This is a genomic window from Amycolatopsis palatopharyngis (genome assembly GCF_003385185.1).
GTDB lineage: Bacteria > Actinomycetota > Actinomycetes > Mycobacteriales > Pseudonocardiaceae > Amycolatopsis > Amycolatopsis palatopharyngis.
In genome coordinates, this window is sequence record NZ_PQHZ01000007.1 from 17,509 (window position 1) to 37,711 (window position 20,203).

Annotated in this window: 17 protein-coding genes and 1 riboswitch; of the genes, 5 read left to right on the forward strand and 12 right to left on the reverse strand. The window is 68.9% G+C overall.

The window, feature by feature from the left end; genetic code table 11:
- Positions 1-720: a maleylpyruvate isomerase family mycothiol-dependent enzyme gene (locus D0C15_RS07180; protein WP_116041877.1), complete on the reverse strand. Its 720-nt coding sequence runs from the start codon at positions 718-720 to the stop codon at positions 1-3.
- Positions 721-823: 103 nt separating this feature from the next.
- Here D0C15_RS07180 and D0C15_RS07185 point away from each other — a divergent pair, with 103 nt between their 5' ends.
- On the forward strand, positions 824-1,552 hold the full coding sequence (locus D0C15_RS07185) for an HAD family hydrolase (RefSeq protein ID WP_116041879.1): 729 nt from the start codon (positions 824-826) through the stop codon (positions 1,550-1,552).
- 2 nt (positions 1,553-1,554) lie between these two features.
- Entirely contained in the window at positions 1,555-3,921 is a 2,367-nt protein-coding gene (locus D0C15_RS07190; RefSeq protein ID WP_116041882.1) for a glycoside hydrolase family 65 protein, read from the forward strand.
- Positions 3,922-3,935: 14 nt separating this feature from the next.
- Here D0C15_RS07190 and D0C15_RS07195 read toward each other — a convergent pair whose 3' ends face one another.
- Both D0C15_RS07195 and D0C15_RS07200 read right to left on the reverse strand, forming a co-directional pair.
- The gene (locus D0C15_RS07195; RefSeq protein ID WP_116041884.1) at positions 3,936-4,211 is read right to left on the reverse strand and encodes a hypothetical protein; all 276 of its coding nucleotides are present in this window, start codon (positions 4,209-4,211) and stop codon (positions 3,936-3,938) included.
- 29 nt (positions 4,212-4,240) lie between these two features.
- Positions 4,241-5,188 carry a Ppx/GppA phosphatase family protein gene (locus tag D0C15_RS07200; protein ID WP_116042334.1) on the reverse strand — a complete coding sequence of 316 codons (948 nt, stop codon included), beginning with the start codon at positions 5,186-5,188 and terminating at the stop codon, positions 4,241-4,243.
- A 339-nt stretch (positions 5,189-5,527) separates the two neighbouring features.
- On the opposite strand from D0C15_RS07200, the gene D0C15_RS07205 reads away from it, so the two are divergent.
- Complete coding sequence (locus tag D0C15_RS07205; RefSeq protein ID WP_162829932.1) at positions 5,528-6,223, forward strand: sortase domain-containing protein; 696 nt, start codon at positions 5,528-5,530, stop codon at positions 6,221-6,223.
- Between the two features lie 29 nt (positions 6,224-6,252).
- On the opposite strand, the gene D0C15_RS07210 is transcribed toward D0C15_RS07205, so the two are convergent.
- Together D0C15_RS07210 and D0C15_RS07215 are read right to left on the reverse strand one after the other, a co-directional pair.
- On the reverse strand, positions 6,253-7,914 hold the full coding sequence (locus D0C15_RS07210) for a DUF885 domain-containing protein (RefSeq protein ID WP_116041889.1): 1,662 nt from the start codon (positions 7,912-7,914) through the stop codon (positions 6,253-6,255).
- The gene (locus tag D0C15_RS07215) at positions 7,911-8,096 is read right to left on the reverse strand and encodes a hypothetical protein (protein ID WP_116041892.1); all 186 of its coding nucleotides are present in this window, start codon (positions 8,094-8,096) and stop codon (positions 7,911-7,913) included. The genes D0C15_RS07210 and D0C15_RS07215 overlap by 4 nt, the downstream gene beginning before the upstream one ends.
- 204 nt (positions 8,097-8,300) lie before the next feature.
- Between D0C15_RS07215 and D0C15_RS07220 the strand changes: the two genes are divergently transcribed.
- A complete protein-coding gene (locus D0C15_RS07220; protein ID WP_116041894.1) occupies positions 8,301-9,269 on the forward strand; it encodes an AsnC family protein in 969 nt (322 codons plus the stop codon).
- Between the two features lie 27 nt (positions 9,270-9,296).
- On the opposite strand, the gene D0C15_RS07225 is transcribed toward D0C15_RS07220, so the two are convergent.
- The 5 genes from D0C15_RS07225 to D0C15_RS07245 form a co-directional block, all read right to left on the reverse strand.
- Positions 9,297-10,223, reverse strand: a complete 927-nt coding sequence (locus D0C15_RS07225) for an RluA family pseudouridine synthase (RefSeq protein WP_116041897.1) — start codon at positions 10,221-10,223, stop codon at positions 9,297-9,299.
- Complete coding sequence (gene lspA, locus D0C15_RS07230) at positions 10,220-10,852, reverse strand: signal peptidase II (RefSeq protein WP_116041899.1); 633 nt, start codon at positions 10,850-10,852, stop codon at positions 10,220-10,222. Before lspA ends, D0C15_RS07225 begins: the two co-directional genes overlap by 4 nt.
- A 132-nt stretch (positions 10,853-10,984) precedes the next feature.
- Positions 10,985-12,367 carry an aminotransferase class V-fold PLP-dependent enzyme gene (locus D0C15_RS07235; RefSeq protein WP_116041902.1) on the reverse strand — a complete coding sequence of 461 codons (1,383 nt, stop codon included), beginning with the start codon at positions 12,365-12,367 and terminating at the stop codon, positions 10,985-10,987.
- Between the two features lie 32 nt (positions 12,368-12,399).
- Positions 12,400-12,514, reverse strand: a riboswitch (SAM riboswitch).
- A 159-nt stretch (positions 12,515-12,673) separates the two neighbouring features.
- Positions 12,674-14,152, reverse strand: a complete 1,479-nt coding sequence (locus tag D0C15_RS07240) for a potassium/proton antiporter (protein ID WP_116041904.1) — start codon at positions 14,150-14,152, stop codon at positions 12,674-12,676.
- Between the two features lie 28 nt (positions 14,153-14,180).
- Complete coding sequence (locus D0C15_RS07245) at positions 14,181-14,468, reverse strand: DUF167 domain-containing protein (RefSeq protein WP_245975620.1); 288 nt, start codon at positions 14,466-14,468, stop codon at positions 14,181-14,183.
- A gap of 71 nt (positions 14,469-14,539) precedes the next feature.
- Here D0C15_RS07245 and D0C15_RS07250 point away from each other — a divergent pair, with 71 nt between their 5' ends.
- A complete protein-coding gene (locus tag D0C15_RS07250; protein WP_116041907.1) occupies positions 14,540-15,211 on the forward strand; it encodes an MOSC domain-containing protein in 672 nt (223 codons plus the stop codon).
- Here D0C15_RS07250 and D0C15_RS07255 read toward each other — a convergent pair.
- Together D0C15_RS07255 and ileS are read right to left on the reverse strand one after the other, a co-directional pair.
- Positions 15,183-16,799: a penicillin-binding transpeptidase domain-containing protein gene (locus tag D0C15_RS07255; protein ID WP_245975621.1), complete on the reverse strand. Its 1,617-nt coding sequence runs from the start codon at positions 16,797-16,799 to the stop codon at positions 15,183-15,185. The genes D0C15_RS07250 and D0C15_RS07255 overlap by 29 nt on opposite strands.
- A 106-nt stretch (positions 16,800-16,905) precedes the next feature.
- Complete coding sequence (ileS, locus tag D0C15_RS07260) at positions 16,906-20,121, reverse strand: isoleucine--tRNA ligase (protein WP_116041912.1); 3,216 nt, start codon at positions 20,119-20,121, stop codon at positions 16,906-16,908.
- Positions 20,122-20,203: the final 82 nt, after the last annotated feature.

The window sequence follows — 20,203 nt, forward strand, 5'->3', positions numbered from 1 at the left end:
TCAGTCGAGAGCTGCCAGGCCGAGAAAGGACGTGCACACGTCCTCGTCGCCGAGAATCTCGACCGCGGCCGGCCGCAACCGGCGCCAGAGCAGGAGCAGCAGGTCGGACGCGGTACCGCGAACCGCGACCGCCCCCTTCGCATGCGCCCTGTCGATCACCCACACACCCGCGTCGGCCCGGATCAGCCACTCCCCCGGACCGTCGGTGGCATGCAGGTGCACTCCACCGGACAGATCCTCGGGCGCCTGCGCGGGCAGGAAATGGTCGAGGAACTCGTCGATGCCGTCCACCGCGAGTTCCCGGTCGAGCGGCCGGGACCCACCGGTGGCGGACAGAATGTCCCAGCAGTGCACGGCCGTCTCCTGCGCCATGCGGCGCTGGACGAAACCAGCGTCCTGACGGGACGGCGCCCACGTCCACACCGGCTGTTCCGGGCTCAGCCGTTCCAGCGTCGCGGCCGTGTTCGCGACCCCGTAGTTGAACCAGTCGAGCAGCTCCTCGTCGGCGGGACGGTCGGGCTCGGTGTACTTCTCCGGCCCGGCAAGCGCGCCGGAGGCGATCTGCCGCCAGAAGAAATGCACCTCCCCGGTGTGCCAGACGAGGTCACCCACCGTCCACCCCGGGCAGGCCGGTACGTCCCGGTCGAGGGCTCCTCCTGCCGCGCCGGCCATCATCGCGCCGTCGCGCCGCAGTGCCGACGTGTATTCGCTGGCATACATGGGCGGAGCTTACCGGCCGCCGCGGGCCCGATCCGGGGTGGTGCGCACGGCGGCGTACCGCGCGCATGGCGCGGGAAGGGGTAGCCCACTAGCGTGACGAGACATGATCGGCTTGCCAGGAAACATCACGGCGTGTCTCTTCGATCTCGACGGGGTACTGACCTCCACGGCAGCCCTGCACCGTGAGGCGTGGAAACAAACGTTCGACGCGTTCCTCACCGATCGCGACGGCGCCGATTTCCGCGAGTTCACCGTGCAGGACTACGCCTCGTATGTGGACGGCAGGCCGCGCGCCGACGGCGTACGTGAATTCCTCGCCTCCCGTGGTATCGAACTCGAAGAGGGCACGCCGGAGGATTCGCCAGAGGCCAATACCGTGAACGGTGTCGGCAATCGCAAGAACACCCTGCTGATGCGGGTGATCTCCGAACGCGGGGTGGACGCCTTCCCCGGCTCCGTGCGCTACCTGCGCGCGGTCAGGACGGCGGGACTCGCCATCGGCGTGGTCACCTCTTCGGCCAACGGCGAGACGGTGCTGGAGCACGCGGGGCTGGCCGAGTTCGTCGACGCCCGCGTCGACGGGCTGACGATCCGCGAGGATGGCCTGCGCGGCAAACCCGCCCCTGACTCGTTTCTGGCAGGCGCGCGAGCGCTCGGGGTCGAGCCCGGGAACGCCGCCGTGTTCGAGGACGCGCTCGCCGGGGTACGAGCCGGAAAGGACGGTGCGTTCGGTTACGTCGTCGGGGTCAACCGGGCCGGCCAGGCCGATGCCCTGCGGGACGAGGGAGCCGACATCGTCGTGGACGACCTCGCCGAACTGCTGGAGGAGTGAGGATGAGCGACCGAAGGCGCAACTACGAGACCGCACCGTGGGAACTGCGCTGGCGCGGGCTCGACCTCAGCCAGTTGCACCGGACCGAATCGACCTTCGCGCTGTCCAACGGCCACATCGGACTGCGCGGCAGCCTCGATGAGGGGGAGCCGAGCGGCCTGCCGGGCAGCTATCTCAACGGATTCCACGAAAAGCACGAACTCCCGTACGCCGAGGCCGGGTACGGCTATCCCGAGGCGGGCGAGACGGTCGTCAACGTCACCGACGGAAAGATCATCCGGCTGCTCGTGCAGGATGAGCCACTGGACATGCGCTACGGCAGCGCCGAAGCGCACGAACGGGTGCTGGACTTCCGGTCGGGAACATTGCGCCGCACCACGGAATGGACCTCCCCGACCGGACGCCGTGTCCGGGTACACACCGAACGCCTGGTGTCGTTCACCCAGCGCGCGGTGGCGGCGATCCGCTACGAGGTCGAGCCACTCGACGACGATGTGCAACTCGTGGTGCAGTCGGATCTGCTGGCCAACGAACCGATCGAGTCCGAGGCAGGCGATCCCAGGGTCGCCGCCGCACTGGAGTCCCCGCTGGTGTCCGAGTTCTCCGCCGCGGAGGACCTGCGGGCGGTACTGGTCCACCACACCCGGTCGTCCGGGCTGAAAATGGCGGCCGCCATGGACCACGAGATCGAGGCGCCGGATGGCATGCGTACACAGATCTCCGTCGAGGCCGATCTCGCCAGGCTGACCGTCGCCGTGGACGTGCCGCTCGGCGAACGGCTGCGCCTGACGAAGTTCCTCGGCTACGGCTGGTCGGCGCAGCGTTCCGCGCCCGCGGTGCGCGCCCAGGTGGACGCCGCACTCGCCGGGGCCATGCAAACCGGCTGGGATGGACTACTCGAGGAGCAGCGTTCGTTCCTCGACCGGTTCTGGGCATCCGCCGACGTGGAGATCGACGGCGATCCGGAACTACAGCAGGCCGTCAGGTTCGCGCTGTTCCACATCCTGCAAGCCTCGGCACGGGGTGAGAGCCGGGCCATCCCGGGCAAGGGACTGACCGGTCCCGGCTATGACGGTCACGCGTTCTGGGACAGCGAGATGTTCGTCCTGCCTGTCCTGACCTACACCATGCCCGAGGCAGCGAGGGATGCGTTGCGCTGGCGGCATTCCACAATAGACGAAGCGCGGGACAGGGCTCGGCAACTGGGACTGCGCGGCACAGCGTTCCCGTGGCGCTCAATCAGCGGATCCGAGTGTTCGGCGTACTGGCCAGCGGGAACCGCTGCCTTTCACGTGAACGCCGCGGTCGCGGACGCCGTCGTGCGCTACGTGAACGCTACGGGCGACACGGACTTCGAACGGGAGATCGGCGCCGAGTTGCTGCTGGAAACCGCGCGGCTGTGGGAGTCCCTCGGCCACCATGACGCGCACGGCGGATTTCGCATCGACGGTGTCACCGGTCCCGACGAGTACTCGGCCATCTCCGACAACAATGTCTACACCAACCTGATGGCTCAGCGGAATCTACGCACGGCGAGCGCGACCTGCGAGCGATATCCGGAGGTCGCGGCCCAGTTCGACGTGACGGCCGAGGAAATCGGCCGCTGGCGGGCGGCCGCCGACGCGATGTGCATGCCGTATGACGACCTGCTCGGGGTGCATCCGCAGTCGGAATCCTTCACCAGTCACGCCGAATGGGACTTCGCCGGCACTCCGGCCGACCACTACCCGCTGATGCTGAACTATCCCTATTTCGACCTCTATCGCAAGCAGGTGATCAAGCAGGCCGACCTCGTTCTCGCCATGCACACCTGCGGAAACTCGTTCGACGCCGAGCAGAAGCGGCGAAACTTCGCCTACTACGAGGCACGGACTGTCCGTGACTCCTCCCTGTCCGCCGGTACGCAGGCGGTGCTGGCAGCCGAGGTCGGACATTCGGACCTGGCTTACGACTATCTAGCCGAAGCCGCGCTGACCGATCTGCACGATCTGCACGACAACGTGCGCAACGGCCTGCATATGGCGTCGCTCGCCGGCGCCTGGCTCGCGGCCGTCGCCGGATTCGGCGGTATGCGTGACCACGGGGGCGAACTCACGTTCGCCCCCCGGTTACCGAACGAACTGACCGGCATAACCTTCCGGATGTGTGTGCGGGACAGCCGGTTCTCCGTCCAGATCGGACGCTCCGAGGCCGTGTACCGGCTACTGTCCGGTCCACCGCTGAAACTGAGTCACTACGGGGCCCCGCTGATCCTCGACGGTGAGGACGCGGTGGCCACGATTCCCCCGCAGGATCAGCTTCCCAGGCCCGCGCAACCGCCGGGACTGGAACCGACGCGAAGGCAGGCAGGCGGTGTTCCGCACGACTGAGCCACCAGGAGCGGTCAGTCGGGCGGTTCCGGCACCGGTTCCTCGCCATCGTCGGTGTTCGTCACCCCACGAGTGCGCCCGCGCTTACCTGGCGGACCGATCTCGCCGGTGTTCGGCGGTCCGCCGGTGTTCGGCGGTCCGCCGACATCCTCGGTACCGCCGATGCCGGTGTCCCGCCCCGGAGCAGGAGGTATGTCCGAGCTGGGCACGGTGGGCACGACGTCCTCGCTGTCCTCGCGGCCATCGGCGTCCTGGCCGTCACGACGGCCTCGCTCGCTATGCGGGTACATGGCTCTCGCATACCCTCCTCAGCGCGAACTCACGCCGCCCAGCCACTCGTGGACGAGCTGAAATCCGCCTGCTCCATCAACGCCAGCAACAATCCGTGCGTTGTCGACCACGGGCAGATCGCGGCAGGACCGCCGAAAACGGTCAGCAGTGCCTCCGCCACTACGGCTCCCGCGACGGCCTGCTGCGCTCGGCTACGCGAGATTCCCGGCAGCTCGGCCCTGCGGTCGGGAGGCAACATCGCGAGCCGCGGAATCTGCCTGCGCAGCTCGTCCAGATGCAGGTCCCGCGCACTCATCGGAGCCTCGCGTTGCGGCCGCGCCCCCGCCAGCCGTGCCAGTTGCCGCAACACCTTTGAGCAGCCGACGGTGCGGTATCCCCGCAACAGTTTCTCGTCCTCACCGAGGGCGTCCCGCACTCGTTCGAGGGCGTACTCCCGCAGGGCAGCCAGCCGCTTCTCCGAAGGCCGCTCGGTGTCGAGCCAGGTCCTGGTCATCTCCCGTGCGCCGAGCTTCAGCGATCTGGCGAACGCGGCCCGTTCCCCGGTACCCGCGGCGAGTTCGACCGTCCCACCGCCGATGTCGAGCACCAACAGCGGGCCGGCCGCCGCGCCGTACCAACGGCGAGCGGCGAGATAGGACAGTTCCGCCTCGCGCGTCCCCGAGAAGGTGCGCAGTTGTGTCCCGGTCGCGGCGCGCACGGTGGCCAGCACCTCACGCGAGTTGCGGGCGTCGCGAATGGACGAAGTGGCGAACGAGAACACGTCACGCACATCGTGTGCTTCGGCGACCTTGTTCGCGTTCCGGACGCCGTCGACAACAGCACGGACACCCTCCGGGCCCAGCCTGCCCGAGGAGTCCAACGCCCGGTCGAGGCGCAGGCGCGTCTTGTGCGTCAGCGCGGGCTCCAAGGGAGTCCCGCCTCGTGGAACCACGACCAACCGAGCACTGAAGGCCCCCACGTCGAGGACACCCACCATCGACTCAGCCGCCTGATCCACACGCAGCACCGTGTCGCACCTCCATACCTAGTCATCCGGGAGATCAGGGTTCCCCGGGGCCGGGGCACCGAAACGCGAGCGCGCCGCCAGGGGCGGCGGCAAGAGGTAACATTCCGATAACCCAAATGGGTGAATATACCAAGTACCTTCGGATCGTCGTAACACTATGTCCCTTTTGCGGCGATCTGTAGGTATCGGCCATTCGTGGTTCCGAGTGCGAGCCGCAGGCCTGACCAGCACTGTTAGTAGGACGAGGGGGCTCAGGATGTCTGTTCCAGGTTCCGTTCCGCCAACCATCGACGACAGGTGGTGAATCGAGTGGGTGATAACCGACGCAGAGAGTTCCTCCGCCTCACAGCCGCTGCCGGTGCGGTGGTGGTGACGCTGGCCGGTGTCCTGGCGGGAGTCGGCCTCATCCTCGCCAACTCCGCGACCAAGGGCAACGCCTCGAGCGTCGCCGCCGGAGCGGCCCAGGCAACGGCGAAGCAGGCCGGCCAGCGATCCACAACGGTCACGGCAGGCCAGACGCCGGACGCCGTGGACGCACTGGACCCCTCGGCGCCGCGCTCGCTCTCGATCCCGGCCATCGGACTCGGCCTGGACAGCGTCATCGAACTCGGACAGACCTCCTACGGCGCGATGGAGGTGCCCGGTAACGCCGGAACCGTCGGCTGGTTCACCCAGAGCAAAACGCCCGGCGAGCGTGGGGTCTGCGTACTCGCCGGACACATCCGATTCGCCCATGAACGAGGCGCGTTCTACCAACTGGCCGAACTCTCGCCGGGCGACATCGTGAACGTGACACGACAGGACGGCAGCTCGGCCGAGTTCACGGTGTACCGGGTCGAGAGCCATCCCGATGCCACCGGTGGACAGGCACGAGCGGCAGGCACCGCGGCGACCGGCGACACTCCGGAACTACGGCTCGTGACCGGCGGCGCGAGATTCGACTCGCTGCCCGGCGAACACGTCAACGAGCTGATCGTGTTCGCCAGGCTGACCGGCACCACCTGACCTTCGGCCAATCCCGCACCCACTCGTTATCAGCCCTGTCCGGCCACCCAGCTGGTCACTACACCGTCCAATACGGACAACGGCAGATTTCCCCCGCCGAGGACGACGTCGTGGAACCCGCGGATGTCGAACCGATCGCCGAGCGCCACCTCCGCTTCCGCGCGCATCCGCTGGATCTCCAGCCTGCCCACCATGTACGACAGCGCCTGCCCCGGGTTCGCCGCGTATCTGTCCACTTCGGCCTCGATCTCCACAGCCGCCATCGGTGCGTTGGCGGTGAGGTAGTCGACCGCCTGCTGCCTGCTCCAGCCGAGTGCGTGCAGTCCCGTGTCCACCACCAGGCGCGCCGCCCGCATCGAATCCTGGGTCAGCATGCCGAACCTGGCGATGTCGTCGCTGTACAGGCCCATCTCGTCGGCGAGCCGTTCCGAGTAGAGCCCCCAGCCCTCGATGTAGGAGTTGACGTCGGCGATTCTGCGTAGCAACGGCAGTTCCGTCAGTTCCAGCGCCGTACTGAGCTGGAAGTGGTGCCCTGGCACGGCTTCATGGAAGGCGATGGCCTCACTGGTGTGCCGGAAGCGCTCGTGCGCCTGATAGGTGTTGGCGAAGTACGTACCGGGCCGGGAACCGTCGAGCGCGGGCGGGAAGTAGTAGGCGATGGTGCCATCGTCGGCCTCGGTCTCCGGTACCGGGCGAACCTCGCAGGACTGGGCCGGGATCGTCGAAAACCACTCTGGCGCCAGAACTTCGGCCCTGGTGATCGCCGCCCGGGCCGCATCCAGCAGTTCGTCGCCGTCCCGCCACCGCAGGGCGGGGTCCGTGCGAAGGCGCGCGAAGATCTCGTTCAGATCCGTTGTGCCGAACTCCCGGCCACCGATCTCCCGGTACTCCCTGCCGAGTCGCTCGATCAGCTCCAGCCCAGTGTCGTGCAGGTCCTGGGCAGAGCGCTCGGTGGTGGTGTGGGCGCGGATCAGGGCCGCGTACTTGGCTTCGCCATCCGGAAGCCAGCACAGCCCCGGCCGTTCGGCGGATTGCGCGTTCGGCCTGAGTTCGCCGGCCAGGAAGTCGCGGTACCGCCGGAACGCGGGCCGGACCACCTCGTCGAGCAGCCGATCCCGCTCGGCGGCGAAGCCGGGGACCTCGATTTCGGGTTCCAGCCGGAGCGGATCACCCTCGGGGTCGCCGAGGTACCGATCCATGTAAGCGATCCCGGCATCGACGAGGAAGTCCGCGGGCAACAAGCCCTTCCCCGCGGCCGACCGCTGGCGTTCGATCACCGCGTCGGTGTACTCGCCGACGGCGGACAGCCTGGCGAGGAAACCTTTCACCCGCTCCTCATCGCTGAGCGTCACCACCGGAAGCTCGATCAGCAGCTGTTGCACAGGAGCGGACAGACCGTCACTCACCGCGAACTCCACCAGGCCCGCGTCGATCAGGTCGACCGCGGCGCGGGCCTGCTGAATCACGACGTCACGCGTCACCGACCGCTCATGGTCACCAGTCGTCATGTCGATGTTCGCGGCCCGGGAGGCGAGGTCGAGATACGCCGCCCGGTACCGGGCGGCGCCGACGGCGGTATGGTCCGCGAGCCGTCCGTGATCACCCGGAAGCCCGAGTAACGAAGGAATCAGCGGATTCGCGGCGAACTGTACGTCCAGGAACTCGTCCGCCAGCCGGTCGACCTCGTTCACTCGCTCACACCTTTCGTTCGGTCATTCGCTTGCTCTCGGACCACCGTCCGACCACGCGGGACAACACCGGCAGGGGCAGTTTCCCCTGAGCCGAGTACGACGTCGTGAAAACCCCTGATGTCGAAACCTCTGCCCATGACGAGTTCGTCGACCAGCGCGACCAGCAGGCGGGCGTCGGACATCGGATCCCCCAGTAGTCGATGGTCCCGGCTATCCGAGACTAGATCCACAACCCCGCCGGGGTCACCTACCTCCGGCCGCACTTTCCCGGGAAAGTGCGACTACGCCGGCGGCGCACCCGCGGCGCACCGCACCTCGCCCGCGGCGCGCCCGCACCGCACCTCGCCCGCGGCGACCCACCTTTCTGGTGCGGCTACGCTCGGGCTGTGCCTGTGACTGATCCTGCCGACGCCCGCCTGCTGGCCGCGCTGGCCGACGTCGGCAAGGTCGCCGTGCACGAGCTGGCGGCAAGGGTCGGGATGGATCCGCGCGAGGTCGCGTACCGGCTCGTCAATCTGTCGGCGAGCGGGCTGCCGCTACTGGTCGGTGTCGAGAGCGATCCCCAGGGGCTGCGTGCGGCGCTGGCCGGCGCGCCCGTGCCCGGCCCGCAGGGCGGTCAGCAACCACCCCACGCGCATCAGCCGCAGCCACCCCATGGCGGCGGGTCAGGACCATACCCGGCACAAGGTACTCCCAGCGGTCAGTACCAGATCGCCCCTGCGTACGGCGCGCCGAGCGGCGGATACCGGCCGCCTGCCCCGCCGCAGCCTCCCGCCGCGCATCCACCGGCCGTGGCTCCCCCGAGCCGTCCCATCGCCACCGCGCCTGCCCCACCGCCACCGCCGGACCCCGTGCTGAACACCTGGGGCCCGCCGCAGACCGCGTCCTGGGCCCGCGGGGACCAGCCGCCCGCACCGGCCGCGCCTCCCACTCCCGCCACCGGCAGGCCGGGCGATGTGCTGGAGACCCAGGGCCTCGATGGCGAACGGCTCGCGGTCCAGTTGCTCGAGGTGCAGGATCCAGCGGACTACCTCTTCGAAGCCGCGGGCTACCGGCTTCGACAGGGTGAACGTGCCATCGTCGTGCACACCGAGATCACCAACCGTGGCGACGTCGCGTTCGCCTCGTTGCCGGACAACTACCTGGAACTGCTCAGCGCCGAGGGCGGGACGATCACCAAGGCGCCGGTGTCGTTGTCGTCGCGCCCGCCACATCGCATCGGTGTACGCCCCGGCGAGACGACCGGCGGCCACACGGTCTACGTGCTGCCCGAAGCGACCCGTGTGACAGCGGTGCGCTGGAGCCCGCGTCCGGAGCCCGACGAGCGCAGCCGCCTGTGGTCGGTCGAGGGCTGACTCCGAGTACCGCCGGACCCGCGACGGTCAGTTCTCGGAGCGCAACGTCTCCAGCGCCTCCGCGAGATCGGCCGGATACTCACTGGTGAACTCCACCCGCCGCCCGTCGGCCGGGTGGGCGAACGCCAGCGAGCGCGCGTGCAGCCACTGCCTGGCCAGCCGGAGCTTGCTGGCCAGCGCCGGGTCGGCGCCGTAGGTCAGGTCACCGACACACGGATGCCGCAACGCGGAGAAATGCACCCTGATCTGGTGAGTCCGGCCCGTCTCCAGTTTGACCTGCACGAGCGAAGCCGCCCGGAATGCCTCCATCACCTCGTAGTGGGTGATGCTCGCCCTGCCTCCCGCGACCACCGCGAACTTGTAGTCGTGCCGCGGATGCCGGTCGATGGGTGCGTCGATGGTGCCCCTCGTGGGATCAGGGTGACCCTGCACCAGAGCGTGGTAGCCCTTGTCCACGGTGCGTTCCTTGAACGCCCGCTTCAGCACCGTGTAGGCGTGCTCGCTTTTGGCCACGACCATGACACCGGTGGTACCGGCGTCCAGCCGGTGCACGACTCCCTGCCGCTCGGCCGCACCCGAGGTGGAGATACGCAGTCCGCTGGCCGCGAGGCCACCGATCACCGTCGGCCCGGTCCAGCCTGGGCTGGGATGAACGGCCACCCCCACCGGCTTGTCGACCACCACGATGTCGTCATCGGTGTGCAGAATTCGCAGACCGTCCACCGGCTCGGCGACGACCTCGATCTCCCGCTGCGGCTCGGGCAGAGTGACCTCCAGCAGCCCGCCCGCGGAGAGCCGGTCCGACTTGCCGGCCGCCTGCCCGTCCAGCAGTACCGCTCCGGATTCGGCGAGGTCGGCGACCGCGGTACGGGAGAGGCCGAGCAGTTTCGCCAGCCCGGCGTCGACGCGCATCCCGTCCAGCCCGTCGGGCACCGGCAACATCCGCGAGCTCATGAGTCGTCCTCTGTGGCGTCGCGTTCGGCCGTTGTTTTCCCCTGCCGGGCCGGCTTCCGCGTCGACGTGCCGTCGTAGTCCTTGCCGAACAAGGACAACAGCACGATCAGTACGGCGCCCACGCAGATCGCCGAGTCCGCGACGTTGAAGATCGGCCAGACGTCGCCGTTCGGGGCGAACACGGAGACGAAGTCCACGACATGGCCCTGCAATGGCCCGGGAGCGCGGAAGATCCGATCGGCGAGGTTACCCAGCGCACCCGCCAGCACCAACCCGAGGCCGATGGCCCAGCCCACCGAACGCAGCCTCCTGGCGAGCCAGATGATCGCGATGACGACGGCTATCGCGGCGAGCGCCAGCAGCCAGGTCATGCCGGTCGCCATCGAGAACGCGGCGCCCGGGTTGCGGATCAGCTGGAAGTACACCAGGCCGCCGAGCACCTCCACCGGCTCCCGCCCTTCGAGCGTGGCGGTCGCGATGATCTTGGTGACGAGGTCGAACGCGAAGGCGATGGCCGCGACGACCGCGACCACCGCGAGGCGGCGCTTGGGCAGCGGTTCGCCCGCTGAGGGTTCGTGCCCGGACTGCTCCGGATCGGTCTCGGCTCTCGGCTCGGGCTCGGTGCTCACCTGCCCATTGTCCACTCCCGTGGTCAAGAGGCCGCAGCGGCGGGCCGCGCAGGCCGCTGCGGGGCCGCGAGCAAGCCGCGGAACACCATCGCTGGATCCCGAATTCAGACCCCGCTCACGCGGGGCGTGGCTCTAGCCGCGGGGGATGTCCTCGCCCCAGCCCTCCAGGAAATCGGGTAGAGCGCGGGGATCGGGAGTCGGCGCCCAGCGCCCGTCCTGGCGTGCGTAGTCCCATCGCGCACCACGGGCGACGACCTGGCGCAGTGCGAGCACCAACCGGTCCACGTGTTCGGCGGTGGTACCGAGGCCGATACTCACGCGCACCGCCTGAGCCGCGTCGGCCCCGGTGCGATCGATCAGCCTGCGGGTGGCGACGTGTGCGCAGAACGCGCCGTCCCGGACCCCGATTCCGTACTCGGCGGACAGTACGGCCGCCAGCCAGCCGGAGTCGATCCCCGCCAGCACGAAACTGACGGTGCCGACCGCCTGCGGGTCGGCGTCACCGTCGAACAGCCGCAGCTCGGCGAGGCCGGGTACGGCGGCCAGCCCGCCGCGGAGCCGGTCCAGCAGAGCGGATTCGTGAGCGAACACCTCGTCCCGGTGCCGCCGCAACTCGGCGCAGGCCACGCCGAGGGCGTACACCCCGACCGTGTTGGGAGATCCGCCCTCGTGGCGCTCGGGCCCGGTGTTCCACACGGCGTTCGCCCTGGTCCCGTCGCTGGTCACGAGTTTGCTGGCGCCGCCGCCCGCGAGGTAGGGCGGAGCGGCGCGCAGCCAGTCCGTCCTGCCGACGAGGGCGCCCGCACCGAAGGGCGCGTAGAGCTTGTGCCCGGACAGCGCGACGTAGTCCACGTCCAGTTCCCGGATCGAGACCTTGCGATGTGGGGCCAGCTGGGCCGCGTCGACAGCGATCCGGGCCCCGTGGCGGCGTGCGACCGCGGCGAGTTCGGCGACGGGGAACAGCTCGCCGGTGACGTTGGAGGCACCGGTGACGACCAGCAGCCGGGGCCCTGTCGGGCAGCCCGCGAGCGCGGCGTCCACTGCGGCCACCGCCGCTGCCCGGCTGCGCGGGGTCTCGATGTGCTTGACGTACGGGCCGCGCCACGGCAGCAGTGCGGCATGGTGCTCGGTGTCGAACTGGACCACGGCGGTATCGCGGGGCAGGCAACGAGCCAGGAGGTTCAGCGCGTCGGTGGTGTTCCGGGTGAAGATCACCGTGTCGCCGGAACGGGCGTCGACGAACTGGCGAAGCACGTTCCTCGTGCGTTCGTAGATCTTCGTGGACACCTGGGACGCGAAGCCCGCACCCCGGTGGACACTTGCATACCAGGGCAGGAACTCCTCCACGGCATCGCGGACCCGCTCGAGGCAGGGTGCGCTGGCCGCGTGGTCGAGGTTGGCGTAGGTCGTGGACTCGCCGCTCACCAACGGGACTCGCAGGGCAGAGCCGGTCACGGCGGGCGCGGCGGCCGGCGCGGTCGTGCGGGTGCTGGGACGATCGAGTGCCAGGGTCATGGCGTCTCCTCGGGTCAACCGGACCCGGCGAGGGCCCGCGCTTGCCCGCCACACCTCGTGACAGGCCAGGTCCTCACCCGGGGCACCCCACCGCGGAAGGAGGGTTGCCGGCCAGCAAGCCGGGGCTTGACGCTGGCACTCGTGACCTGCCGAAGACGTTAGCCGAGGTGGCACTGCCGCCGCTGACACTTCCACGTACTGAGACGACTCCCTCGCGACCTGCCGCTTCCCGCGTCAGCCGTCGTAGCGGATCCATCCCCGCACGCGTCGACCCCTCGCACTTTCCCGGGAAAGTGCGAGGGGGTGCTACTTGCCGGACTCGCCCCGCCAGCGGGCGAGCCTGCCCGCCCGGTCCACGGCTCGCAGCCGCCGTTCGGCCACGGACCTCGCCTCCTCCGTGGTCACCACCAGCAACTGGTCAAGACGTTGCAGTCGGCTGTCGGGCCCGGGGGTGAAGCTCTTCCCGTCCCGCACGATCAGGCTGACCGTGGCGCCCACCGGCAGTCGCAGTTCACGCAGGTAAACGCCATGCAGCTGGGAACCGTTCTGGATGCGTACCTGCAGGAGCACGGCGGACAGCTCGTCCAACGGCGCCGAGTCCACCTGGATCTCGCGTGGTTCACTCTCCCCGGAGAGGCCGAGCAGCCGCGCGACCGGACTCAGCGTGGCACCCTGCAGCAAGGTCAGCACGACCACCACGACGAACACCGCGTCCACCAGGCGCTGCGCCCCCGGCAGGCCCTCGGCCAGCGGAATCGTGGCGAGCACGATCGGCACCGCACCCCGAAGCCCCGCCCAGGACAGGAACAACTGCTCCCGCCAGGGCACTTTGAACGGCAGGGTGGACAGCAGCACCGCGATCGGCCTGGCGAGCAGCAACACCACCGCACCGGCCACAAGCCCGGGCACGATGGCCTGCAACAGGCGCTCGGGGGAGGCGAAAAGGCCGAGAAGTACGAACAGCCCGATCTGCGCCAGCCAACCGACCCCCTCGGCGAAGGACAGCGTGTCCGACCGGTGCGGCAGCCGCGAGTTGCCGAGGACCACCCCGGCCACGTAGGTGGCGAGCAGCCCGGACGCGCCGATGAGCTGGCCCGAGGAATACGCGACCACACACATGGCCACCGTCGCCAGCGGATAGAGCCCGGTCGCGGGCAAGGCCGCCTGCCGTAGCGCGCGGGCGCCGACCCAGCCGAACACAAGTCCCGTCAGCGCGCCTGCGACGAGCTGGTACACGACCAGAAGTGGCAGCGTCCAATCGACGGTGACGCCGGTCGCGATGACCACAACGGCGATATAGGCCGGAGCGTCGTTGAGTCCCGACTCGAGTTCCACCGCTCCGGCGAGGCGTTTGCTGACGCCCACCCCACGCAGGACCGAGAACACAGCGGCGGCATCGGTGGAGGCCAGCACCCCACCCCAGAGCAGCGCCGTCCGCCAGTCCAGACCGAGCAGATAGTGCAATGCGACACCGGTGATGGCGATGCTCAACCCGACGGCCACTGTGGACAAAGCGATTCCCGGCCCCAGCGCGGGTCTCACCATGGACCAACGGGTCGTCAGTCCACCTTCGATCAGGATCATCACCAGGGCCGCGAGGCCGAGTGCCTGGGTGAGGGTCGCGTCCTCGAACTCGATACCGAGGCCGCTCTCCCCCAGCAATACCCCGATCCCGAGGTAGAGCAGCAGTGACGGAAGTCCTAATCGGATCGACACCCGGACGGCGAGGACCGCGAGCAGGATCACGCCTGCGCCCGCGCCCAGAATTACCGGGAGATCGTCCATCGTGCCTCCCGTCCCCGCTGCCCTTGAGCTACCAGGATAGAGACTCGATCTTCCGCGCCGTGCCCGGCGGTGCGTCCACCACCTCGATGAGCTTGTCCCGGCCGCGTTCTCCTTGCACCACAACGAGATCCCGCACACGAACCGACAACGCCTTCGCGAGTGTCTTGCGCAACGCCTCGTTCGCCCTGCCGCCGACCGCGGGTGCCTGCACACTCACGACGAGGGCGGGCCCGAACACCCCGTCCCACCGGCCGCCGACGACATCCCGCTTCGCGCCCGGTTTGACGCGCACGGCGAATCGGAAGGTGTGATCCACGCTACTCACGCTATCCGGTGTGCACGGAAACGCATTGGCCGCATGCGGAAGCACTGCGCTAACGTCGCCACATGGGTCGCGTACTGTCGGTCAATCTTGGCAAAGCCGAGCCGGCTAAGGACGCGCGTACCGGCGTGACCGGTATCGGCAAGCGTCCGGTAACCGGGCCTGTCGAAGTTCGCTCCCCCGGTCCGAGGGGCACCGGTGGCAGTGGACTGAGCGGTGACGACGTATGCGATCTCCGCCATCACGGCGGTGACGATCAGGCTGTCTACGCGTACGCCGAGGAAGACCTGGCGGACTGGTCGGCGGAGCTCGGCAGGCGATTGGGATATGGATCGTTCGGCGAGAACCTCACCACGTCGGGACTCGACCTCACGGCCGCGCCCGTTGGGCAGCGCTGGCAGGTCGGGGAGCGACTGCTGCTGGAGGTCTCGAGTCCGCGTGTGCCGTGCCGGACCTTCGCGGGCGTGCTCGATGTACCCGGTTGGGTCAGGAAGTTCACCGCACGTGCCCGCCCTGGCGCCTACCTGCGAGTCCTCACTCCCGGCCCGGTCGGCGCCGGCGACCCGATCACGGTGGTGCACACCCCCGGACACGACATCACCATCGGGCTGACGTTCCGGGCCATCACCACCGAAAGGGAACTGTTGCCCCGGCTCCTCCCCGCGGATGCGCTGCCCGCGGACATCCTCCGCAGGGCGAGGAGAGCTGCTACAGCCCGTCCAGAAACCGCCCACTGACCGCGACCGCGGGATCGGATGTGCCGGCCCCCGGGGTAAGGACGGCGAACGCCACGTCCTCGCGGTAGCCGGCGAACCAGCCGTGGGCCTGACTACCGTCGCTGAACTGAGCGGTGCCGGTCTTGCCGAGCACGGTCCCGCGCCCGCTCAGCGCGGTGGCGGTGCCGTCGGTGACGACCTCCCGCATCATGCCCCGCACCGGAGCTAGAACGGTCTCGGACGGGGCTTCGTACCCGCTGTTGACCGTCGTTTCCAGGTCCCGCCACAGCTCGGGCGTCACGGCCTCGCCACCTGCCACCGTCGCCACCATCACCGCGAGCCCGAACGGGCTGGCCTGCAGCTCGCCCTGGCCGATGCCCTCCTCCAGCCGGAGTACCGGGTCCTCGGCCGGATCGGCACGCCCCAGTTCGGTGCTGATCCCCGGGATGTCGAAGTCGGCGTTGAGCCCGAGCTGCCCGGCCGCGCGGGAGAGCCCGTCCGCGGGCAGTTTCGCGGCCAGCGCGCCGAAGGTGGTGTTGCAGGACTTCGCGAACGCGGTGTGCAGGGGTACGCGGCCGAGTGCGAACTCGCCGTCATTCGGGATCGTCCTCGTACCGATGGTCGCGGTGCCGGGGCAGTCCAGCACGGTGTCTGCGGAGACGTCCCCCTCGTTCAGCGCCGCGACAGCGGTGGCGATCTTGAACGTCGATCCCGGCGGGTAGAGGCCGGTGAGAGCGTTGGGCTGTGCACCCGCCTCGGCGTTCTGCGCGACCGCGAGGATGTCGCCGCTGCCTGGTTCGAGCGCGACCAGCATGGTGGGCAGCTCCACGCTGTCGACCGCGCGCTGTGCCGCCGTGCGCGCGGCCAGGCTCACCGTGGCGGTCAGCGGCTTCGCGTCCTGCTCCGATCCGCCGCCTGCCAGCCGCTCGAGCTCGGTGTCGTCGGCACCGACCTTGGTGACCGACCACTGCCCACTACCGGACTGCTCCTCGGCCGTCCTCGCCATCGCTGGAGTGAGCACATCCGCGGTCACCCCCTCCGCGGGGACGACCGCGTCGTCGCGCCAGGTCAGCAGGGTCTCACCGGTGCGGTCCAGCACGGCGGGAGTGCCGTCGCGGGTACGCAGCCGCAGGCTCTCCCCTTCGCCGAGGCTCGGGTGGATCAACGACGGATCCCAGTGGACCCGCCAGCCGTCGTCGGTCCGCACCAGCCCGATCGGCGTCTCGTACGTCCACTCCCGATCCGTTCCGAGCGTCCATTTCACCGAAACGTTGCCGGTTGCCTCCTGCCCGTCGGGTTCCGTGGTCACCGACCCCAGATAGGTGACAACATCGTCCGCCTCGAGGTCGCCATGGACGGCCAGGATCGTGGCTTTGGCGGCCGTGGGGTCGTCGGTCAGGGCCGCGGCGCTCCCGGGCCGCGCGCCGCTGAACGCCAGCAGGTAGTCGCGGGCCACCGCGGCTGCCTCCGGGCCGTCCGACGCCTGACCGTCGTTCTCGCGGTCCGCGGATCCTGATCCACTCCACAGCACCACGACACCGGTGGCGACGACGGCAACCATCGCCGTCGCCGCCCCGATCAGTACCCCTCGTTTGGTGCGGTCGCGCAAGAACACTCCCCCGGATCGCATAGCCAGCGACCTCAGAGTGTCAACCTGTCACCGTTTCGAGTGACAACATGCGAAAAGGCGACCGTGCCGGAACGGTTTCGTGACCTCAGCGCCTGGCGACGGCCACCGTGACCTTCACGCCCTCGCCGACCGTGCCGGCCGAACCGTCGGGGGCCGGGGCGTATCCGACCTCCTGCGCCAGGGTCTCCCCCGCGATGAACTCCTCGTGCGTCCGCGCCGCCACGACGACCTCCTCGGGTGCGTCGACGGTCAGGGTGATGCGATCGGCGACGTCGAGGCCCGCGTCCCGCCGGGCCTGCTGCACGACCCGGACCAGGTCACGCGCCATACCTTCGGCGGCGAGTTCGGGGGTCACCTCGGTGTCCAGCAGCACCAGGCCGGACCCACCCGGCAGTTCCGCCGCCGCCCCGGAGTCCTTGGCGACCAGCTTGCGCTCGTACTCGCCCTCGGCAAGCTCGATCCCGGCCGCCACCACGGCACCGGTGGACGTGGTGCTCCAGTCTCCCGCCTTGACCGCCTTGATCACCTTCTGCACGTCCTTGCCGAGGCGCGGGCCCGCCGCGCGGGCGTTCACCGCCACCTCGAACCCACCGTGCGCGGCGACGTCGGTGGTGAGCTCGACCGACTTCACGTTGACCTCGTCGCGGATGATGTCGGTGAACTCCCGCAGTGACTCCATGCCGTCGGCAGCGACCAGCAGCCGCGACAGCGGCAGGCGGACCCGCAGTTTGTTCGCCTTGCGCAGCGAGAGTGCCGAAGAGCAGACCTGACGAACCCGGTCCATGGCCGTCACCAGTGCGGCGTCGGCGAGCAGTTCGCCCGTGCCGGGCCAGTCGCACAGGTGCACCGAACGACCACCGGTGAGACCACGCCAGACCGCCTCCGTGGTCAACGGCAGCAGCGGGGCCAGCACACGGCAGGTCACCTCGAGCACCGTGTGCAGGGTGTCGATCGCGTCCCGATCACCAGCCCAGAACCGGTCACGGGAGCGCCGTACGTACCAGTTGGTGAGGACCTCCAGGAAATCCCGCGCCATTGCGCAGGCACCCGCGACGTCATAGGTGTCCAGCGCATACTCGACGTCGGTGACCAGCTGGTGGGTCTTGGCCAGGATGTAGCGGTCGAGCACGTGCGGTGAATCGGTTCGCGACCTGCCCTCCGTGCCTTCGGCGTTGGCGTAGAGCGCGAGGAAGTAGTACGAGTTCCACAGCGGCAGCACCGCCTGGCGGACGGCGTCCCTGATGCCCTTCTCGGTGACGACCAGATTCCCGCCGCGCAGGATCGGGCTCGCCATCAGATACCAGCGCATGGCGTCCGAGCCGTCGCGGTCGAACACCTCGTTGACGTCCGGATAGTTGCGCAGTGATTTGGACATCTTCTGCCCGTCGGAGCCGAGCACGATGCCGTGGGACACGCAGTTGCGGAACGCGGGACGATCGAACAGCGCCGTGGCGAGCACGTGCAGGGTGTAGAACCACCCTCGGGTCTGCCCGATGTACTCGACGATGAAATCGCCGGGGTAGTGGTGCTCGAACCAGTCGGCGTTCTCGAACGGGTAGTGCACCTGGGCGTAGGGCATCGAACCGGAGTCGAACCAGACGTCGAGCACCTCCGGCACCCGCCGCATGGTCGACTCCCCGGTCGGATCGTCCGGGTTCGGCCTGGTCAGCTCGTCGATGAACGGCCGGTGCAGATCGTCCGGCCGGACACCGAAGTCCCGCTCCAGCTCGTCCAGGGAACCGTAGACGTCAGTGCGGGGGTAGGCCGGATCGTCGGAGATCCACACCGGGATCGGGGTGCCCCAGTAGCGGTTGCGCGAGATCGACCAATCACGGGCGTTCTCCAGCCACTTGCCGAACTGCCCGTCCTTGACGTGTTCCGGGTACCAGGTGATCTGCTGGTTCAGCTCGACCATCCGGTCCTTGAACTCCGTGACGGCGACGAACCACGACGAGACCGCCCGGTAGATCAGCGGGTTGCGGCAGCGCCAGCAGTGCGGGTACGGGTGCTCGTAGGTCTCGTGCCGCAACAGCACCGCACCCTGTTGCCCGGCGGATCCGGTGCCGTTCTTCAGATCCTTGATGATGTTCGGATTCGCGTCGAACACCTGCTGCCCGGCGTAGTCCGGAACCTCCGCGGTGAACCGGCCCTGCGCGTCCACCGGAGTGACCGGCTCGATGCCCGCGGCATCGGTGACGACCTTGTCCTCCTCACCGTAGGCGGGGGCGATGTGCACGATCCCCGTGCCGTCCTCGGTGGTGACGTAGTCCGCGGCCAGTACCCGGTGTGCGTTCTCCCGGCCGACGAAGTACGGGAACGGTGGCTCGTACCTGGTGCCGAGCAGATCATTACCGGTGTAGCGGGCCACGACCGGAGGTTCCTCCCCCAGTTCCTTGGCATAGGCGCCCACCCGGGCCTCCGCGAGCAGGAAACGCTTGCCATCGGACTCGACCACCACGTAGTCGACCTCGGGATGAACCGCCGTCGCGAGGTTGGACGGGACGGTCCATGGGGTGGTCGTCCAGATCAGCAGATAGGCCCCGTCCAGCTCCGAGTCGTTGCCCGCTACGCGATAGCCGATGGTGACCGCGGGATCCTGCCTGCTCTGGTAGACGTCGTCGTCCATCCGCAGCTCATGGTTGGACAGCGGTGTCTCGTCGCGCCAGCAGTAGGGCAGCACCCGGTAGCCCTCGTAGACGAGTCCGGAGTCCCACAGCTGCTTGAACGCCCAGATGACCGACTCCATGTAGCTGGCGTCGAGCGTCTTGTAGTCGTTGTCGAAGTCAACCCAGCGCGCCTGCCGGGTCACGTACTCCTGCCATTCGTTCGTGTAGCGCAGCACCGAATCGCGGCAGGCGTCGTTGAAGACCGCGACACCCATCTCGTCGATCTCGGACTTCTCGGTGATCCCCAGCTGCCGCATGGCCTCCAGCTCGGCGGGCAGGCCGTGGGTGTCCCAGCCGAAGCGACGCTCGACGCGCTTGCCCTTCATGGTCTGGTAGCGCGGCACGATGTCCTTGACGTACCCGGTGAGCAGGTGGCCGTAGTGCGGCAGGCCGTTGGCGAAAGGCGGGCCGTCATAGAACACATATTCGCCCTCCCGTCGCCCACCACCCCCCTCAACCGAGCTTCGCGCCGACTCATTCGAGCCGTTCTCGCCTGCCGAACGGGCTTCGACGCTGGCGGTGAAGGTCCGGTCGGACTCCCAGTAGGCCAGCACATCCCGCTCCAGAGCCGGGAACGACGGCTGGGCGGGGACCTGGCCTGCGGGCTGATCGCCGACGTGGGCCTTGGGGTACATCGGGCGCTCCTCGCGGTTCGTCTCGTACGGACTCACCGGCTCACACCGGCGATCCACACGGGGACGACAACGTCGCCATCGG